Origin of the sequence: Sphingobacterium nematocida, from assembly GCF_900168125.1 — a bacterium.
Lineage (GTDB): Bacteria > Bacteroidota > Bacteroidia > Sphingobacteriales > Sphingobacteriaceae > Sphingobacterium > Sphingobacterium nematocida.
The window spans coordinates 17,376-34,776 of the sequence record NZ_FUZF01000013.1 but is presented as its reverse complement, the minus strand read 5'-3'; the positions used below and the strand labels follow the sequence as shown (position 1 = coordinate 34,776).

Annotated in this window: 10 protein-coding genes; all 10 read left to right on the top strand. The window is 44.8% G+C overall.

The window, feature by feature from the left end; all coding sequences use genetic code 11:
* The first annotated feature begins 26 nt into the window (after positions 1 to 26).
* The 10 genes from B5X76_RS13975 (at position 27) to B5X76_RS13930 (ending at position 17,400) form a co-directional block, all read left to right on the top strand.
* Positions 27 to 3,302 (top strand): SusC/RagA family TonB-linked outer membrane protein, encoded by a 3,276-nt coding sequence (locus B5X76_RS13975; RefSeq protein ID WP_079643901.1) that lies wholly within the window; start codon positions 27 to 29, stop codon positions 3,300 to 3,302.
* Between the two features lie 12 nt (positions 3,303 to 3,314).
* Positions 3,315 to 4,913, top strand: a complete 1,599-nt coding sequence (locus tag B5X76_RS13970) for a RagB/SusD family nutrient uptake outer membrane protein (RefSeq protein ID WP_245801044.1) — start codon at positions 3,315 to 3,317, stop codon at positions 4,911 to 4,913.
* Between the two features lie 3 nt (positions 4,914 to 4,916).
* Positions 4,917 to 5,777: an endonuclease/exonuclease/phosphatase family protein gene (locus tag B5X76_RS13965; protein WP_079643897.1), complete on the top strand. Its 861-nt coding sequence runs from the start codon at positions 4,917 to 4,919 to the stop codon at positions 5,775 to 5,777.
* An 88-nt stretch (positions 5,778 to 5,865) separates the two neighbouring features.
* On the top strand, positions 5,866 to 6,681 hold the full coding sequence (locus B5X76_RS13960; protein ID WP_079643895.1) for an endonuclease/exonuclease/phosphatase family protein: 816 nt from the start codon (positions 5,866 to 5,868) through the stop codon (positions 6,679 to 6,681).
* Positions 6,682 to 6,873: 192 nt separating this feature from the next.
* Positions 6,874 to 7,464 (top strand): RNA polymerase sigma factor, encoded by a 591-nt coding sequence (locus B5X76_RS13955; protein ID WP_176141079.1) that lies wholly within the window; start codon positions 6,874 to 6,876, stop codon positions 7,462 to 7,464.
* Between the two features lie 71 nt (positions 7,465 to 7,535).
* Entirely contained in the window at positions 7,536 to 8,684 is a 1,149-nt protein-coding gene (locus B5X76_RS13950) for a FecR family protein (RefSeq protein WP_079643891.1), read from the top strand.
* A gap of 213 nt (positions 8,685 to 8,897) precedes the next feature.
* A complete protein-coding gene (locus tag B5X76_RS13945) occupies positions 8,898 to 12,158 on the top strand; it encodes a TonB-dependent receptor (RefSeq protein ID WP_176141078.1) in 3,261 nt (1,086 codons plus the stop codon).
* A gap of 14 nt (positions 12,159 to 12,172) precedes the next feature.
* Positions 12,173 to 13,843 carry a RagB/SusD family nutrient uptake outer membrane protein gene (locus tag B5X76_RS13940; protein ID WP_176141077.1) on the top strand — a complete coding sequence of 557 codons (1,671 nt, stop codon included), beginning with the start codon at positions 12,173 to 12,175 and terminating at the stop codon, positions 13,841 to 13,843.
* 43 nt (positions 13,844 to 13,886) lie between these two features.
* Positions 13,887 to 15,488 (top strand): FAD-dependent oxidoreductase, encoded by a 1,602-nt coding sequence (locus tag B5X76_RS13935; RefSeq protein WP_079643885.1) that lies wholly within the window; start codon positions 13,887 to 13,889, stop codon positions 15,486 to 15,488.
* Positions 15,489 to 15,558: 70 nt separating this feature from the next.
* Positions 15,559 to 17,400, top strand: a complete 1,842-nt coding sequence (locus tag B5X76_RS13930; protein ID WP_176141076.1) for a carbon starvation CstA family protein — start codon at positions 15,559 to 15,561, stop codon at positions 17,398 to 17,400.
* Position 17,401: the final 1 nt, after the last annotated feature.

The window sequence follows — 17,401 nt, the reverse complement described above, 5'->3', positions numbered from 1 at the left end:
TTGCACAATTTAATCTATTCAAAATTATGAAAAATAAACAGGCGGAACAATACGCGTCCGCTCGATGGCGATTGCCGTCAAAATGGAGCTATAGCATGAAAATAGGATCATTAGCACTGACAGGTATCTTCCTATCGATCAGTGCGGTTGCCTTTCCTCAGCGTGTCACCGTCAAAATGGAAAACGCAACACTAAAACAATTTCTTGAACAGGTACAGACACAGGTCGATGTGGCCTTATTGTATTCGGATCAGTTGGTCGCCAACAAGCGGATCACGGTCAATACCAAGAACCGGGATTTCAAGGAGCTCTTGTCCAAAGAGTTGCCCAAGTACCACCTTACCTTCAAGGAGTCCGATGGACAGATCACGATCGTACCCCATTCCTCTTACGGCAAAGGGGTAGACCGAGAAGAGATGAGGCAGGAAAAAATAATCATTAAAGGACGTGTGTTCAATAGCCAGGAACCACCACAGGCTTTAGAGAACGTAAGTATCTCGATCAAAGGAGGAGCATCCGTAGGTATGACCGGTGCTGGCGGATATTACGATGTTGCGGTACCCAAAGGATCACAACTGGTCTTTACACTCGTAGGTTACCGCCCATATGAAGTATTGGTCAATAAGAATGAAAATAACCTAAGCTTGTCGTTGCAGGAAAATGTAGCAGATGTAGAAGAAGTCGTGGTGGTGGGGATGACCGAGATGCAAAAGAAGCATATTGCCAGTTCGGTCGCTACACTGGATGTCAAATCTAATATTGAAGGTAAGCCAATCACCAATCTCTCTCAAGCCTTACAAGGAGGTGTCACCGGACTCAACGTACAGCAGGGATCGGGACTACCTGGGGGAGATGCCGCTACGATCAAGATCAGAGGTATATCTACGATGAACAACTCCGACCCATTGGTGCTTGTAGATGGGGTTCCTATGGATATGAATCATATCGACCCCGTAACGGTAGAAAGTGTGACTATCCTAAAAGATGCGGCTGCGGCTGCCATGTACGGTGCCAGAGCAGCCAATGGGGTCATCCTGATTACGACCAAACGAGGCAAAGCCGGACAGATCAATGTGTTGTACGATGGGTATTATGGTATACAGAGCCCGACACTGATGCCCGAGTTTGTTGATGCCGCGACCTATATGCGTACCTATAATTATGCGGCTCTGGCATCGGGCGAAGCTGCTTTTTTTGATGACGAGCAGATTCGCAAGACCGAATCGGGTGAGGATCCGATCAATTTTCCAAATACCAACTGGACCAAGGAGGTCATCGATGAGTATGCGCCATTGACCTCCCATTCGCTAGCGCTCAGCGGAGGTAACGATGTCGCGAGGTTTGCCATTACGGGCAATTACATGTATCAAAAAGGGATGTTGCCGGTCAACAAGATGGACCGCTTCAATATTAGAGCCAATACATCCGTATCACTATCCAAGAAATTCTTGGTCAATCTGGATGTACTCGGTATCCGTCGTAATGTGTTGTACCCCAATCGTGGATTGGGCAACGGTGGAATCCGTATGCTGGACGACCTATACAGGCTACCGCCTAACATATTGCCCAAATATCCGGCCGAAGAAGGATGGCCTACCATCTATGGACGGTATGCAGATATCGTCAATCCAGTGGCCTATGCAGAGGTCGGCGGGTCCATCGGTTATCAATTTGACCAAGCTACCATCAATTTGCAGCCTAAGTGGACGATTACCGATAACCTCAACCTGACAGGGCAGTTTAGTTACCGACTCAACTCCGATGTGTATAAACAGAACCGTGATAATTTTTATTTCTTTGATTATTACAGCAAGCAGCTCGTACAGACCTGGGCGGTACAGCGCAATTCATACTCAGACAAGCGGGATACTTACATTTTCGGTAGTGGAGCCTTAGATTATTCAAAACGATTCGATAAGCACAATGTATTTGCCTTAGGAGGCTTTTCTATAGAGCGTTTTAATGAAGGCTACTGGGATATGTCCGCTTTGGCATCAGCCTACAGTAAAGTTAATTATTCGTACGACGACCGCTACCTGGCCGAGTTGGCTTTCCGTGCCGATGGATCCTCCAAATTCGGAGCAGGCAACAAATGGGGTTACTTCCCTTCCGTTGCGGTCGGATGGAATGTGCACAATGAGGATTTCTTCAAACTGGATGCGATCAATAATTTGAAGCTAAGGGCATCTTATGGACACCTGGGCAACGAGAATATAGGATACTACCAATATCAGAATCTGATCAATGAGACCAATGGGACCGAGTCGGTATGGGGCAATCCGGATATCAGCTGGGAAAAGGTACGGATCACGGATCTTGGATTTGATATGTCACTTTTCAATAACAAGTTTGCTTTGACCTTCGACTACTACGATAAGCTAACGACAGATATGTTGATGCGGCCTATGATCCCTCCATCGGGCTCGTTGGGGGCTATCCGGTTGAATGCCGGAAAAGTGATGAATAGAGGGGTAGAGGCTCAGATCACGTATAATGAGCAGATCACTCCCGACCTTTTTATCTCCGTAAAACCTGGAATCACTTACAATAAGAATAAAATTCTAGAGTTGGCTGGTGGTGTGTTTGGAGAAACAGGAATCATACGGCAGCGCGAAGGTTATGCACTGGGCAGTTATTACGGCTATGTATCGGATGGTATTCTGCAGCTCTCCAATTTTGATGAGTACGGCCGTGCTAATGTGCTGCTGGCCAACCAGAGCCAAGGCCCCGGCGATATTCATTATAAGGACCTCAATCAAGATGGCGTAATCAACGACGACGATCAGCAGATGATCGGCGACCCTACACCTCGTATTAATTACTTTGCAAACTTCAGTGTAAATTATAAAAAGTTTGATATAGAGGTGCTACTCCAAGGAGCGGGCAATCACGACTACTCTGCCAATCTAGGTGGTAAATCGAGTGGTTACCTATGGCATCCGCTCAATATGAGTGCTTCGGGCGGTGTACCTACGACGTATCGTGCTGCCAATTCTTGGCGCGAGAACAATCAGGATGCCATATACCCACGCATAAAGACCACACCGGGTACCAACGTATTTGTCAGTGATTTTTGGCTGTTCAATGCGCGCTATATGCGGGTCAAATTTATCCAGGCAGGCTACCGTCTGAGCGGAAAGACGTTGAATAAATACGGTATCAAGAGTTCACGTATCTATCTGAACGCGCAGAATCCATTTTTGTTCTCCGGTGTAAAAATGGCAGATCCAGAGTCGCAAGGTGGTTCTTGGACGTATGGAATTATGAAAACATTTACCGTGGGACTGACTGCAAACTTTTAATTAGGGGAAAATATGAACACGATATATAAGATGAGAATATTGATATACAGCTTGGTCGCGGTGGGAATGCTGCAGGTATCCTGCGAAAAATTCCTTACTATAGACAGTCCTACGGGGGTGTCGGATGACAAGTGGTGGAATACCGAGACCGATGCCTACAACGCACTGTCTTCCATTTATGCGGGGATCCCAGGAGGTTCTTCGGGACGTAACATCATGTACTATTCAGGCCTTACGGACGAGGCTGTACAACGGGGCGAGTTTAAGGGAGATTACGATGGTTTTACCAGAGGATTAGCTACCAGTCGCTGGGGTGTTTCGCAGTCCTTGTGGCAGGATGACTACACCTGTATCCGAAGAGCGAATCGTTTTTTGGAAAATGTGGACAAGGTGTTTGCAGATGCAGGATTGAAAGAAAGGATGAAGCTGGAAGCCCGTGCGCTAAGGGCCTATTACCACATGGAACTCATGATGCTCTATGGAGATATTCCCTTGTTGACGGCTTCCTTAAAACCCGAGGAAAATAATCAATCGAGGACCCCACAGGATCAGGTGTATGATTTTGTCGCCGAAGAGCTAAAACAATGTGCGGAGCTGTTGCCGTCGACCTATACCAATGCCGATAGGACAAGAATCACGAGTGGTATCTGTTGGGCGTTATTATCACGATTGGGTCTTTACAAAAAAGATTATGAACTCGCAAAGATGGCCTCCAAGAAGATCATTGATTCGAAGGTGTACAAATTATGGCAGAATACCGCTAATATGCAGGCAAGCTACAGCGAGCTGTTCAGCTACACGGGCGAGTTGAACAATGAGCGTATTTTCTTCAAAGAGCAGGGAGCAAGCAATGCGTGGACTTCCTTTGCCCCGTATGGTATAGGCGGCGAGACTTATCTTTCGCCCACTAACCGGGTAGTTGATAACTATGAAACAAAACAAGGAAAAACCATTTATGAGCTGGGACCTGATTCGTTGGCTATTTACCGTAAAGACCCCAACCACCTAAATAGACGGGATCCACGGCTTTCGGCCTCCGTATTTGTACCCAATGAAAAGTTTTTGGGACAGTACACCTTGGACCCCTTTTATAGTCCTGCCGACAAGATCGGCTTGACAAAGTCTACAGCTACAGGTTATTGGATCAAGAAATATATCGATGCCCGAGATCAGCAGAAAAAGTCAGGTGAGCTTGACTTTATGATCATTCGCTATGCCGAGATTTTATTAACCTATGCCGAAGCCAAGATCGAGCTGAATGAGTGGAATGATGCAGAGACACTTGATGCTATCAATCAAGTACGCACGCGGGCTACTATGCCAGCGGTAACGACCATGGTGTACAATTCGCAGGAACGTATGCGTACATTGGTCCGCCGCGAGCGACAGGCTGAATTAGCATTTGAAGGTGGGCGTTATTTTGATATCCGCCGTTGGGGTATAGACACCGATGTGATGAATGGACAGGTGTATGGGGCCACCAACCCGACTACTGGCGAAATTGTACAGGTGCAGATGCGCAAATACAACCGTAATCGCGAATACCTGTGGCCGATACCCGAAACGGAAACGAGTACAAATCCGAACATGGTTCAAAATCCAAATTATTAAGAGATGAAAAAGATATTTTTTACCCTATTAGGCGTTTGTGTTGTGCTGGTCCTGGCGCAGTCCTGCCGTAAATCGGTTGATGCCGGGGACTGGAATGTTACACCTACCAAATTTCTAGATCCTAATGAATATACCGGTCCCGTAAAGACATTGAAGATCATGTCGGTGAATATGAATTTGGGAAATACCGCAACAAATTTTCCGGCTATGGTCGCGATGATAAAAGCATACAACCCGGATCTATTATTCTTAAGGCAATGTGACAGCAAGACAACCCGTGCCGCAGGTATTGACCGACCGCAGGTGATCGGTGACGAGCTGGGTATGCAGGTATTTATGAAAGGCCGGAGCTACGGCGGAGGACAGTTTGGCAATGCTGTGCTTTCTAAATTCCCTATCACCGAAAGTTTTGGCCTAGATCTGACCAAAGACCCTAGCAGAGGGGAGCAACGGATGCTGGCTAGGATAAAAGTAGAGGTGGAGGATGGCATATTTGTGCAATTTGCAGGGACAGAGTTAGAAACAAATGCTGACGACAGGAGATTACAAGCCATTGATATCCTTCGTGCGACAGAGAATCTAACAGATCCTGTTATTTTTGTTGGGAATTTTAATGAGCAGTGGTCAGCACCTGGCGCTGCACTGACATATATTACGGGCAATTTCAAATATGCCTGCCCTGCGACAGGCTGTGTTTTTAATGCTCCCAAGGCTAACCCCACTGGCACCTTTGATTACATTACCTATCAGGATCCTGCGAACATTCTTATTGTGGACAAGACGTTAGAAGCGTTCAAAAATCCAGAAACGGCCAACACTTTTTTCCCTACAACAGCAGAAATCAAAGTAAAAACGCAAAAATAGAAACGCAATAGTAAATCATCCAGATTTATATGGCTCTTTAGAAAGCTGTATAAATCTGGTGTTTTCACCACTAACAAATCAAAAAAAAATGAGAAAAGGATTACTTGCTATCACAGCACTTCTGTTTTTGGTCATTACCTGTTGCAGCAGCTCAGGTGAAGAGACCAAGCCCGAAACACAAAAAAAGAGACTGACGCTGATGACGTATAACATCAGGCATGGTGCACCCTACAATTCGGACGTGATCAACCTGAATAATATTGCGGCCGTCATCAAGAAAAGCAACGCCGATATAGTCGCTTTACAGGAAGTCGACGTAAACACCACACGTTCGGCAAATGTCGCCGATCAGATCGATCAGATCAAAAAATTAGCCGAATTGCTCGACATGGAGTATTATTTTTCCAAATCCATTGATTACAAAGGAGGAGAATATGGGAATGCAATCCTTAGTAAATATCCGCTGAGCAACAAACGTCGCTTTGATCTGCCTGCGATTGTGGGAGGCGAACAGCGTAGTATTGCCTTAGCTACCGTGACCTTGCCGGATGGCAAGACTATGGAATTTGGATCCACACATTTTGATCTGAATACCATCCGCGTAGCACAGGCACAGTTTCTTAATGATATAAGTGAGCAGCTCAAGAAGCCACTTTTCATCGGCGGAGATTTTAATGCGACACCCGATTCGGAAGAAATGACCCTGCTCAAGAAAGGGTTCAATTTTTCCTGCATGGGCAATTGCCAGTTTACGATCCCTGTCGTAAACCCAACTAAAGCAATTGATTTTATCGTATATAACCCATTGGCAAAGCAAACGTATAGCTTGCTATCGGCGATAGCTATGACCGGACAATATGCATCAGATCACCTCCCCGTAGTCGCCATATATCAATACGATTAAAAATCTACCTCTGCCGAAAAGGTATCTAAAAGGAACACGCCTGAAGCAGATCACTTCAGGCGTATGTTATTGTAACCCTATCAACTTTATCACCCTTATCAACTGTTTCGCTTGTATATTTCGGCGCAATTGTATTGCTTGTAAAGGTGAATTTATGTAGGTTTGACTTATAAATCTAAATTTTTAATGCGAATGCACTGTCCAATCGATGATACAGAACTTGTTCTGGGGCTTAAAAAGGGGGAACCTTGGGCCTATGAAGAAGTGTATGATCAGTATGCAGACACGCTCACCTATAAGCTCTATCGCTTGGTAAAAAGGACTGAAATTGTAGAAGAGTTGCTTCAGGACACTTTTCTAAAGCTGTGGAACGGACGCAAAAATCTAACAAACGAAACCAATATAAAAGCCTATCTCCTAGTTATCGCCAAGAACCTGGCGATAGATTTTTTTCATCGGGCTTCAAAAGATAAAGAACTTGAAAGGCAATTGTTGCTTCATGTTAGGGTCAGTTATGATCATATACAGCCACTACTAGAGGAGAAAGAAACGCTGGAAGTGCTAGAAAAGCTGATATCGCAGCTCCCCCCACAAAGACAACGGGTCTTTAGGCTTATTAAATTGGAAGGCAAAACTTACGAAGAAGCGTCTCAATACTTTGGCGTGTCGATCAGCACGATTAAAGACCACATGGCTAAATCTGCTGTATTCCTTCGCGACGAGATAGCAAAAAATCATCCGGAAATACTTTTTTCCCTGCTCGTTACTTTAGTCTTTAAATAATTTCATTTTTTTTCAATCCCGAGCCGAGAACATTTCTTTAAACGGAGTCTGTATAGTTAAAGAGATTCCCTATGGCCTATATTCATGATATATTTAAACGTTTTCTGGATAACGAATATACTCAAGAAGAGTTGAGTATATTACTAAGACACTTTGAACTCAATGAATATACAGAAGATCTCCATCGCCTTGTTGAAAAGGAATTCTCAAAGCCCGTCCCGGAAAATGAAATCTCCACTGATGCGGTCCATCTAGCGAAATCCAAACGACGGGAAATTCTCCGTGCGATAGAAAACCAGTATAATAACAAAAAAATAGTAACACGACGGATAAAATTGGTTTCTATTGCGGCATCGATCCTACTTATATGTTCATTTACTTTCGTTATCCAGCGCATAAAGTCAGGATTTCCCTCTACTAACAGTGTTCTTACCGATATTGAGCCCGGGACAAATCGCGCCACCCTGATCTTAGAAAATGGGCAATCCATCGCACTCAAGGAAGAAAATACCGGTATTTCCATGCAAAACGATAAGATTACTTATACCGACGGTACACAAATAGTCGATGATGCGGAGAGCAAGTTTGCCCGCTTAGTCACTCCTCGCAAAGGAATGTATAAATTAATATTGCCCGATGGCTCGCTCGTATGGTTAAATGCAGCGTCTTCCCTCCGCTACCCTACTGCGTTTGGCGGGACCAAAAGAGAAGTGGAGCTACAGGGAGAGGCTTATTTTGAGGTCATCAGCAACACAGCAAAGCCTTTTGTTGTAAAGACAGACAAACAAGAATTGCAAGTCTTGGGAACCGTATTTAACGTAAATGCGTATGCCAATGAACCCGATGTAACCACAACCTTAGTAAGTGGCAAGGTAGCACTCAAAACCGTGGATAGCGGGGCTTCAACGATACTGAACCCCGATGAACAAGCTTCGCTCGGCAGTGCTGGATATCGTGTAAAACAGGTAAACTCCGAGGCATACACCGCGTGGACGAGCGGAGAATTTCGATTCGTTGCGACGCCGCTGCCCGAAGTCATCCGTCAAATAGAACGCTGGTATGATCTGGACGTAGATTACAATAGGATCCCAGAAAATGTAAAAATACATGCTTCGATAAGAAATGACAAGAAGCTTTCCAGTGTACTCTATGTATTGGAAAGGATGGCTAATATTAAGCTTAAAATAGAAGGAAGGAGGCTTCAGGTTATGAGCGAATAGATTATAGTGATGCGATGCCTTATAATAAAAAATACCGAAGTGGTGGAACACTCCGGCATTTTTTGGCCAGCATTTATTGCGTATTGTTAAACAGAATAATTGACCATTAAACACAAAGTTATGAATTATACCTCAGTTTGCAAGGAGGCGTATATCCCTTTAGTGGTATACAAGTTTCACTTTGACAGACGTTTTTTAAGAACGCTTATTCTTATGAAGATTTTCGTGACACTACTACTGGCATTAAGCTTGCAAGTTTCGGCCAAGATATCTGCCCAGACTGTAAATCTTACGCTCAAAAAGACGTTGTTGTCCACAGCGATGGAGCGAATAAGTAAACAGACCCGGTATGACTTTTCCTACAATGCCGAAATATTGGACATCGCCCAGCCGGTAAACATCACCATCCGCAATGCATCGATAGAACATGCGTTGGAGCAACTATTCTCCAAACAACCGCTGACCTATGAAATTGTGGATCGGATTATTCTAGTACGGAAAAAGCCGATCGCACTAAGTGATAAGCGGAATATAGATCCTGCAGCAGCGCAACAGTCTATCACCGGACAAGTAACTAACGAACGTGCGGAACCTATTATGGGCGTTAGTGTCAAGGTTAAAGGAACTTCAGCAGGGACGTTGACCGATGAAAACGGTCGATTCACCTTAAAGGTCGATCCTTCAAGCACCCTAGTATTCAGCTCGGTAGGATTTAAACCCCAAGAAGCTAAAGTATCTGGCAATTCCATGGCAATTGTCCTTATTCAGGAGAATGATGAACTGGACGAAGTTGTCGTAGTAGGCTATGGGGTGCAAAAAAAAGTAAACTTAACAGGCTCCGTATCTTCTGTAAAAGGGGATGAAATAGCAAAACGACCGGTAGCACAGGTATCAAGCGCCCTACAGGGATTAGTTCCCGGGCTCACCGTCAGACAACAGTCCGGGCAGCCGGGCCGAGATGGGGGGAATTTATTAATCCGAGGTGTAGGTACACTCGGCAGTGGCATGGGGCCTCTTGTCTTGGTGGACGGCGTAGAGTCTACGATGAACAACGTGGATGCCAATGATATCGAGAATATCTCTGTTTTGAAAGATGCAGCCTCCGCTGCAATTTATGGCTCCCGCGCGGCAGGAGGTGTAATTCTAATAACGACCAAGCGCGCAAACAAACCGGGAGCTATGGTCGAATACAGCAGCTACGCCGGCTGGCAGGTCCCGACGGATAATACATCGATGGTAGGTGCAATAGATCATATGACGATGATCAACGAAGCCTATACAAATACCGGACGAGATCCCTTATATACGCAAAAAGTAATCGATGAATATATAGCAGGGATATCCACCAATCCAGACCGCTATCCAGATACCGATTGGAGAGCACTCACCATGCGTAGTAACGGCTTTATGCATAATCACCACATAGGCATTAGTTCATCGAGTGAGAAGGTAAAAGTATTGGGATCGATTAACTATATCGATCAGGACGGCATATTGGACAATACGAATTTCAAGCGTTACAATATGCGGCTAAATACAGATATTACCTTAAATGACAAGTGGTCGGCAGCCATGGATCTACTGTTGGTACGCAAAAATCTGATAGAACCTTCTTCCAGCACCAGTTCTGTCTTTCACTGGATGCGACGTATTCCCGCAAATCAACCCGGGATTTTTTCCAATGGCCAATATGGAGAAGGCTGGAATGGCGATAATCCCATTGCCAAAGCCCGTGATGGTGGACTTAATAAAGTGAACCCTTTCAATTCCATTATCAATCTGGATTTAAAATATCAGCCTGTAGAATGGTTGAAATTTAACCTGGTATACTCCCCAAAATTTGAGATAAGCCACAACAAATCATTCGCAGAAATCATCCAAACCTACAATTGGGACGGAACAAAGAGTTTTGCCAAACCTGCCCGCAATTCATTAAAGGAAAGCTTTTCTCAATATTGGTACAATAATCTACGTGCTATGGCCACATTCGACAAGCGGATCGCAGCGGATCACCAGTTGACCATACTGGCGGGGTTTCAACAAGAGGACCAAGTAGATCATACCTTATCTGCTTTTCGAGAGGTTTTTCTGCTTCCCCAATTTCAGGAGATCGATGCCGGAAATAAGGAAAACGAACGCACGGGTGGCAATTCCACCCATTGGTCTTTAAGATCCTTATTTGGGAGAATAAACTACAATTATAAAGAAAAGTACCTTTTTGAAGCCAATGCACGCTACGATGGTTCATCTCGGTTTGGCAAGGGTAATAAATACTCCTTTTTTCCATCCTTTTCAGCAGGTTGGAGATTGAGCCAGGAGTCCTTTATGCAAGATATTCTTCCTACCATCAACGATATGAAACTGCGGGCATCCTGGGGTAAGCTGGGCAATCAAGATATAGGACTATATCCATTTGCTGCGTTTGTCACTATCGGGGACAATAACTATGTTTTTGACGACCGCATTTATACGGGAGCGGCACTACTTACCATGGCAAATCCGGAAATAAAATGGGAGACAACCACCGTTACGGATATCGGGGTGGATCTTCAGCTATGGAAAAGCTTTAGCCTGACGGCAGATTATTTCTATCGCAAAACAACCGACATCCTTCTGCAACTCGACATCCCAAAGACCAATGGTCTGGGTGCTCCTTACCAGAATGCAGGAGTAATGGAAAACAAGGGCTGGGAAGTCTCTTTAGGGTACCGCAATCAGGTCAATTCCTTTAAATACGGAGTTACGGTAAATCTCTCGGATGTCAAAAACAAAGTACTGGATATGCGGGGTGTACAAAGGACGGGATTGCAGGTCAATCATGAAGGCTATCCTATGAATTCACTGTATGGTTATGAAGCGGAGGGGTATTTTAAAGATGCTGCAGATATTGCAGACCATGCCAAACAATTTGGCACAGTGGCTCCTGGGGATATTAAATACAAAGACCAGAATGGTGATGGCAAGATCGACAACCAAGACGAAATCATCATGGGCAGCCATTTGCCGCGCTACACCTACAGTACGAATATTGATTTAGGCTATAAAGGATTCGACCTGTCTCTATTTTTACAAGGGGTAGGAAAAGCATCGGGCTATCTGTATGGGCAAGGTATAATGCCTTTTTACGAAGGTGGCACGGTGCAGGAACAGCACAAAGATCGATGGACACCCGAAAATACGAACAGTAATTTCCCCCGTTTTGCATTTAATGAAATCAACAATATCCAGAATTCTACATTTTGGATGAAAAGTGCCGCTTATCTGCGTCTAAAAAATGTACAACTAAGCTACACTGTCCCCTTGTCTCCTCGGATGCAGGAAAATATCAAGGCACTTCGAATCTATGTAAGCGGTCAGAATCTTTTCACCCATAATAAATTTTGGGAAGGGTATGATCCAGAAGGTCCTGTTGGTGATGGAAGCTGGTACCCACAGATGAAAGTATACAGTGTTGGACTGAATGTTAAGCTTTAATAATGACGAAAACAATGAAACAGCAAACATACCTATACATCGTTGGCATAGTAATGCTGACCTTTACTTCCTGCAATAGCGAATATTTGGAGCGGTATCCCTTAGACAGCCCTTCCAATGAGACATTCCTGACCAACGAGGCAGAACTAGAGATGGCCGTCACCGGTGCTTATAACGCTTTATGGTATTCATATTCGGGGCTACCTATGTCACTCACCTTCGATTATGCGTCCGACATCGGGTGGGATCGCAATACAAACGATCTGCAGTATCTAGGTTTAGGTTTAGGAAATCCGGACAATGGTTATACGAGCGCTATCTGGAATCAACTTTACAAAGGAATAGCACGGTGCAACAATATTCTGGACAAAGCAGAGGGCATCAAAGCGATCGTAGCCGAGGCAAAATACAACCAGTTAATTTCGGAAACCCGCTTCTTAAGAGCCTATTTTTATTCCTACCTCAACGAGCTATATGGAGGCGTACCCCTGATCACCAAGGTATTACCCCTATCCGAGTCGCAGGTAGCCCGATCGACAAAAGAAGAAGTAACAAATTTTGTACTCGACGAGCTCGATCAGATAGAGCCCCACCTATTAAAAGTAACGAACTTATCCAATAAGGGGCGCGCGAATCAAGGTGCAGCCCTAGCACTAAAATCCAGAGTGGCCCTGTTCAATGAACGATGGGATGAGGCGGCTATGGCGGCCAAAGCGCTGATGGATCTCGGCACCTATAAGCTACACCCAAAATTCGGAGAACTATTCTCTTATGTAGGCGAAAAATCCGATGAGATCATATGGTCCATTCAATATCAAAAAGGGCTCCAGGTGCATGCCATATCCTTACAGTTTTTCTCGCGTCTAGCCAAGGGATTTTCAGGCAAGATCCCCGTGCAGTCCATGGTAGATTCGTACGAGTGTACTGATGGTCTTTCGATAGACAAATCACCGCGATACAACCCTCAAAAACCGTTTGAGAATCGAGATCCAAGATTGACACAATCTATTGTCCTCCCGCAGACCGTATTTATCAATTATATGTTTGAGACACATCCAGACAGCCTCAAAACCTGGAATTACAATACCAATCCGGCGACGCGGGTATCGAATACAGATGTGACCAATGCGTATGCCACTTTTTCAGGCTACCTATGGCGAAAATATGCGGACGTAGCCGATAAGGATGACCCGGCAAATTCGGACATCAATATCATAGCCTTCCGATATGCAGAGGTATTGTTGAATTATGCCGAAGCCAAAATTGAACAAAACCAGCTTGATCAGTCCGTGTACGATGCCATTAATACCGTACGGCAGCGCCCTACTGTGAATATGCCCCCTATCCAAACGGGCAAATCTCAAGAAGAGCTTCGCTCCATAGTGCGCAAAGAAAGAAAGTACGAACTCGCTGCCGAGGGATTGCGGCTTTTTGACATCCGAAGGTGGAAAATAGCCCATCAAGTGATCCCTGGTAAGCTATTAGGAAGAATCCGTAATGCCTTTCTTGCGTCAGCACCTGTGATCGATGAAAATGGCACACCACACTATGAGAAGGTATCCAATGCCGAAAAAATGCGGGTGATCGAAACTCGAACCTTCGATGAAAAGAAGAATTATTTATGGCCAATTCCAAGGTTAGAAAGGGAAGTAAACACGAAGTTAGAACAAAACCCGAACTATTAAACGACTATATCTTCAAGGTTAAGAACTATTTAATAAAAACGAAATGAAAAGAATTATTTTAAGCATACTTATTTTATGGGCAGTACTCCCACTAGAGAGCTGGGCATCAAAAGATACAGATCAATATGACATATGCATCTATGGCGCGACATCATCTGGTGTCATAGCTGCACATACCGCCCGAAAAATGGGAAAATCCGTGGTGCTGATTGCGACAGATGAACATATTGGTGGGTTATCGTCCGGAGGACTTGGAGCGACAGATATCGGCAACAAGCAGGTAATCGGCGGTTATTCAAGAGACTTTTATCAACGATTGGGACAAATCTACGGCGAAAAAGAAATTTGGACCTTTGAACCCAAAGCTGCATTAAAAATATTCAATGACTACCTAAAAGAATCCGATGTGCCTATTATTTTTAATAAACGTATCGAAACGGTTGAAAAAGAAGGGGCTGCTATAGTGTCGGTCACGCTAGTAAACACTTTTGGATCCAGCCGTAAGAAAAAGCGTATAGCTGCAAAAGTATTTTTAGACTGCACGTATGAAGGAGATCTGATGGCGATGGCTAAAGTCTCCTATACAGTAGGCCGTGAAAATAATGACCTGTACGGAGAAACCCTGAGCGGCTTTCACTTGCCCGAATATCGCAAAAAATCTGGCTTTCATCAATTTCCTGATGGTGTGAGTCCGTATGTTGTGGCCGATAACCCATCGAGCGGATTGGTGTGGGGCATCAGTGACAATAAAGCTACTCCTACCGGCAGTGGCGATAAGCTGGTACAGGCTTATAATTTTCGCATCTGTCTAACTGACAGTGTGGAAAACAGAATTCCGATTACCAAACCCAAGGGCTATGACGTAAAGAAATATGAGCTATTAGCACGCCTATTTGAAGCTCAACCGGATGATAAACTTGATCGCTACTTTATCTGGAGCAGAATGCCTAAACGAAAAACAGATATCAACAACCGAGGTGCTTTCTCTACCGATATGATCGGCGCAAACCACAATTGGGCAGAAGCAAGTTTTGATGAACGGAAAAAAATATTTGAAGAGCATGAGTCTTACACAAAGGGGTTATTGTATTTTTATCTGACCGACAAGCGTGTCCCTGCGGCATTTAGCGCGTTTATTGCAAACTGGGGCTATCCGAAAGACGAGTACGTAAAGAATGGACATTTTACCCCACAATTGTATATTCGTGAAGGCAGAAGAATGTTGGGCGAGTATGTAATGACCGAGCACAACTGCGTTGGACACGAAGTCGTAAACGATCCAGTGGGAATGGCAGCCTATGGGATGGACAGTCATAACACCCAACGTATCGTGGTGAATGGGATGGTCAAAAATGAAGGGAATGTGGAGGTCGGAGGATTTGCTCCTTATCCTGTTTCACTTCGTGCTATCGTACCCCAAAAAACAGAGTGTACTAACCTAATCGTGCCGGTATCACTCTCTGCTTCGCATATCGCTTTCGGATCGATACGGATGGAGCCTGTCTTTATGGTTTTGGGGCAGAGTGCAGCTATTGTCGCAACGCATGCCATCGATGAAGATACATCGGTGCAGGCCGTGGATTATGGTAAATTAAAAATGGAACTTCTGAAGCAAGGCCAGATCCTCGCTCAACCGAAAAAATAACTAAAATAGCAGCTGAACCGAAAATCTTCTTCTAGTAAAAGATTTTCGGTTTGTTCTTAAAAATAGACACATGGAATTTCTTAACGGCATCAATGCCCTAACGCTCGTTTTTAGCAGTTTGCTTATTTTCGCTATTGCCTACCGTTTTTACGGAATTTTTCTCGCTAATAAGGTATTGCGGTTGAATGCAAACAGGGTGACCCCTGCAGTAGAATTTGCGGATGGACAGGATTATGTGCGCACCGACAAAAAAGTGCTTTTTGGACATCACTTTGCAGCTATTGCAGCTGCGGGACCTTTGGTAGGTCCGGTATTGGCAGCGCAGTTTGGCTACTTTCCGGGTGCACTATGGATATTGATCGGCTGCGTACTGGGAGGCGGGGTGCACGACATGGTAGTACTATTTGCCTCGGTAAGGCATAAAGGTGAGAGTCTAGCGAGCATCGCCGCCAAAGAAATTTCTAGACCCATCGGTACCATTTCCGGATTGGCCGTGCTCTTTATTCTGATCCTGACCTTAGCTGGATTATCTCTAGCCTGCATATCCGCCATGCACGAAGCCCCCTGGTCCTTGTTTACCATTATCCTTACGATGCCTATTGCCCTACTTATGGGATTGATTATGCGTTTTCGGGAAGGCTCTGTCACTTTTGCCAGTATTTTGGGCGGCATATTATTGTTTATTGGGATTATCTCCGGACATCATCTGATGGAAATACCTGCCATTGCCAATCTTTTCAATTGGCGTATAGGCACCATATCCATAGCGATTGCCGTCTATGGTTTTTTGGCATCCGTACTCCCCATCTGGCTGCTGTTGGTACCTCGAGACTACCTCTCTACCTACCTCAAAATCGGAACGATTCTGATGCTCGCTATAGGCATTATATTTGTTGCCCCGACGATACAGATGCCGGCACTGACCAGTTTTGTACACGGTGGCGGGCCTATCATAGGGGGGCCGGTATTGCCCTTTATCTTTATTGTAATAGCCTGTGGCGCTATTTCTGGCTTCCATGCCATTATCGCTACCGGCACAACCCCAAAAATGATCGGCAATGAACGTGAAATACTTTTTGTGGGATACGGCGCTATGCTTGTCGAGGGTTTTGTAGCCCTAATGGCATTAATCGCAGCCTGTACCCTGCTGCCTGGCGACTATTTTGCGATCAATACACCGGTAGCTTCGTACGAGGCTTTTCTGGCATTGCATCCCGAGTTAAATGCGGTGGATTTACCGCATTTTATAGACAAAATTGGAGTCGATCTTTATGGCCGGACTGGAGGAGCGGTCTCCTTAGCCGTGGGTATGGCACATATATTTGATAAGGTGCCCTTCATGGACAATGTGATGGCCTACTGGTACAATTTTGCCATTATGTTCGAAGCGGTATTTATTTTGACCGCTATCGATGCGGGCACGCGGGTGGGGCGTTTTTTTCTACAGGAAATGCTCGGCTCTGTTTTTCCCGCATTTAAAGATAAGAATTGGTGGCCCGGCATAATTTTTTGCAGTGCCGTATTCACTTTCTCCTGGGGATACTTGGTCTACACCGGCAATGTGAGCAGCATCTGGCCCCTATTTGGGATATCCAATCAATTGCTTGCAGCCTGTGGACTGATAGTTTGTACGACTATGCTCATTCGAATGAATAGAAAAAATTACGCACTTTGTGCGGCGATACCGGGAATATTTATGGCTATTATCACCTTTTGGGCAGGTTATGTACAGATTGTGGAGATCTATCTACCACAACAGCAGTACCTGCTAGCTTCTTTGGCGGGTGTGGCAATGCTACTGATGGGTATTGTGTTCATTGGTACATTTTTCAAATGGGGGCAGCTGTTCGGAATAAAGAAGTCAAAAATGGATAACTTTGGCGAGGAAGTCAAAGAATTGGTTGAAAGATAAT

Coding starts and splice junctions, on each gene's coding strand:
- B5X76_RS13975 (WP_079643901.1), top strand. CDS start 27: ATGAAAAATAAACAGGCGGAACAATACGCGTCCGCTCGATGGCGATTG.
- B5X76_RS13970 (WP_245801044.1), top strand. CDS start 3,315: ATGAACACGATATATAAGATGAGAATATTGATATACAGCTTGGTCGCG.
- B5X76_RS13965 (WP_079643897.1), top strand. CDS start 4,917: ATGAAAAAGATATTTTTTACCCTATTAGGCGTTTGTGTTGTGCTGGTC.
- B5X76_RS13960 (WP_079643895.1), top strand. CDS start 5,866: ATGAGAAAAGGATTACTTGCTATCACAGCACTTCTGTTTTTGGTCATT.
- B5X76_RS13955 (WP_176141079.1), top strand. CDS start 6,874: ATGCACTGTCCAATCGATGATACAGAACTTGTTCTGGGGCTTAAAAAG.
- B5X76_RS13950 (WP_079643891.1), top strand. CDS start 7,536: ATGGCCTATATTCATGATATATTTAAACGTTTTCTGGATAACGAATAT.
- B5X76_RS13945 (WP_176141078.1), top strand. CDS start 8,898: ATGAAGATTTTCGTGACACTACTACTGGCATTAAGCTTGCAAGTTTCG.
- B5X76_RS13940 (WP_176141077.1), top strand. CDS start 12,173: ATGAAACAGCAAACATACCTATACATCGTTGGCATAGTAATGCTGACC.
- B5X76_RS13935 (WP_079643885.1), top strand. CDS start 13,887: ATGAAAAGAATTATTTTAAGCATACTTATTTTATGGGCAGTACTCCCA.
- B5X76_RS13930 (WP_176141076.1), top strand. CDS start 15,559: ATGGAATTTCTTAACGGCATCAATGCCCTAACGCTCGTTTTTAGCAGT.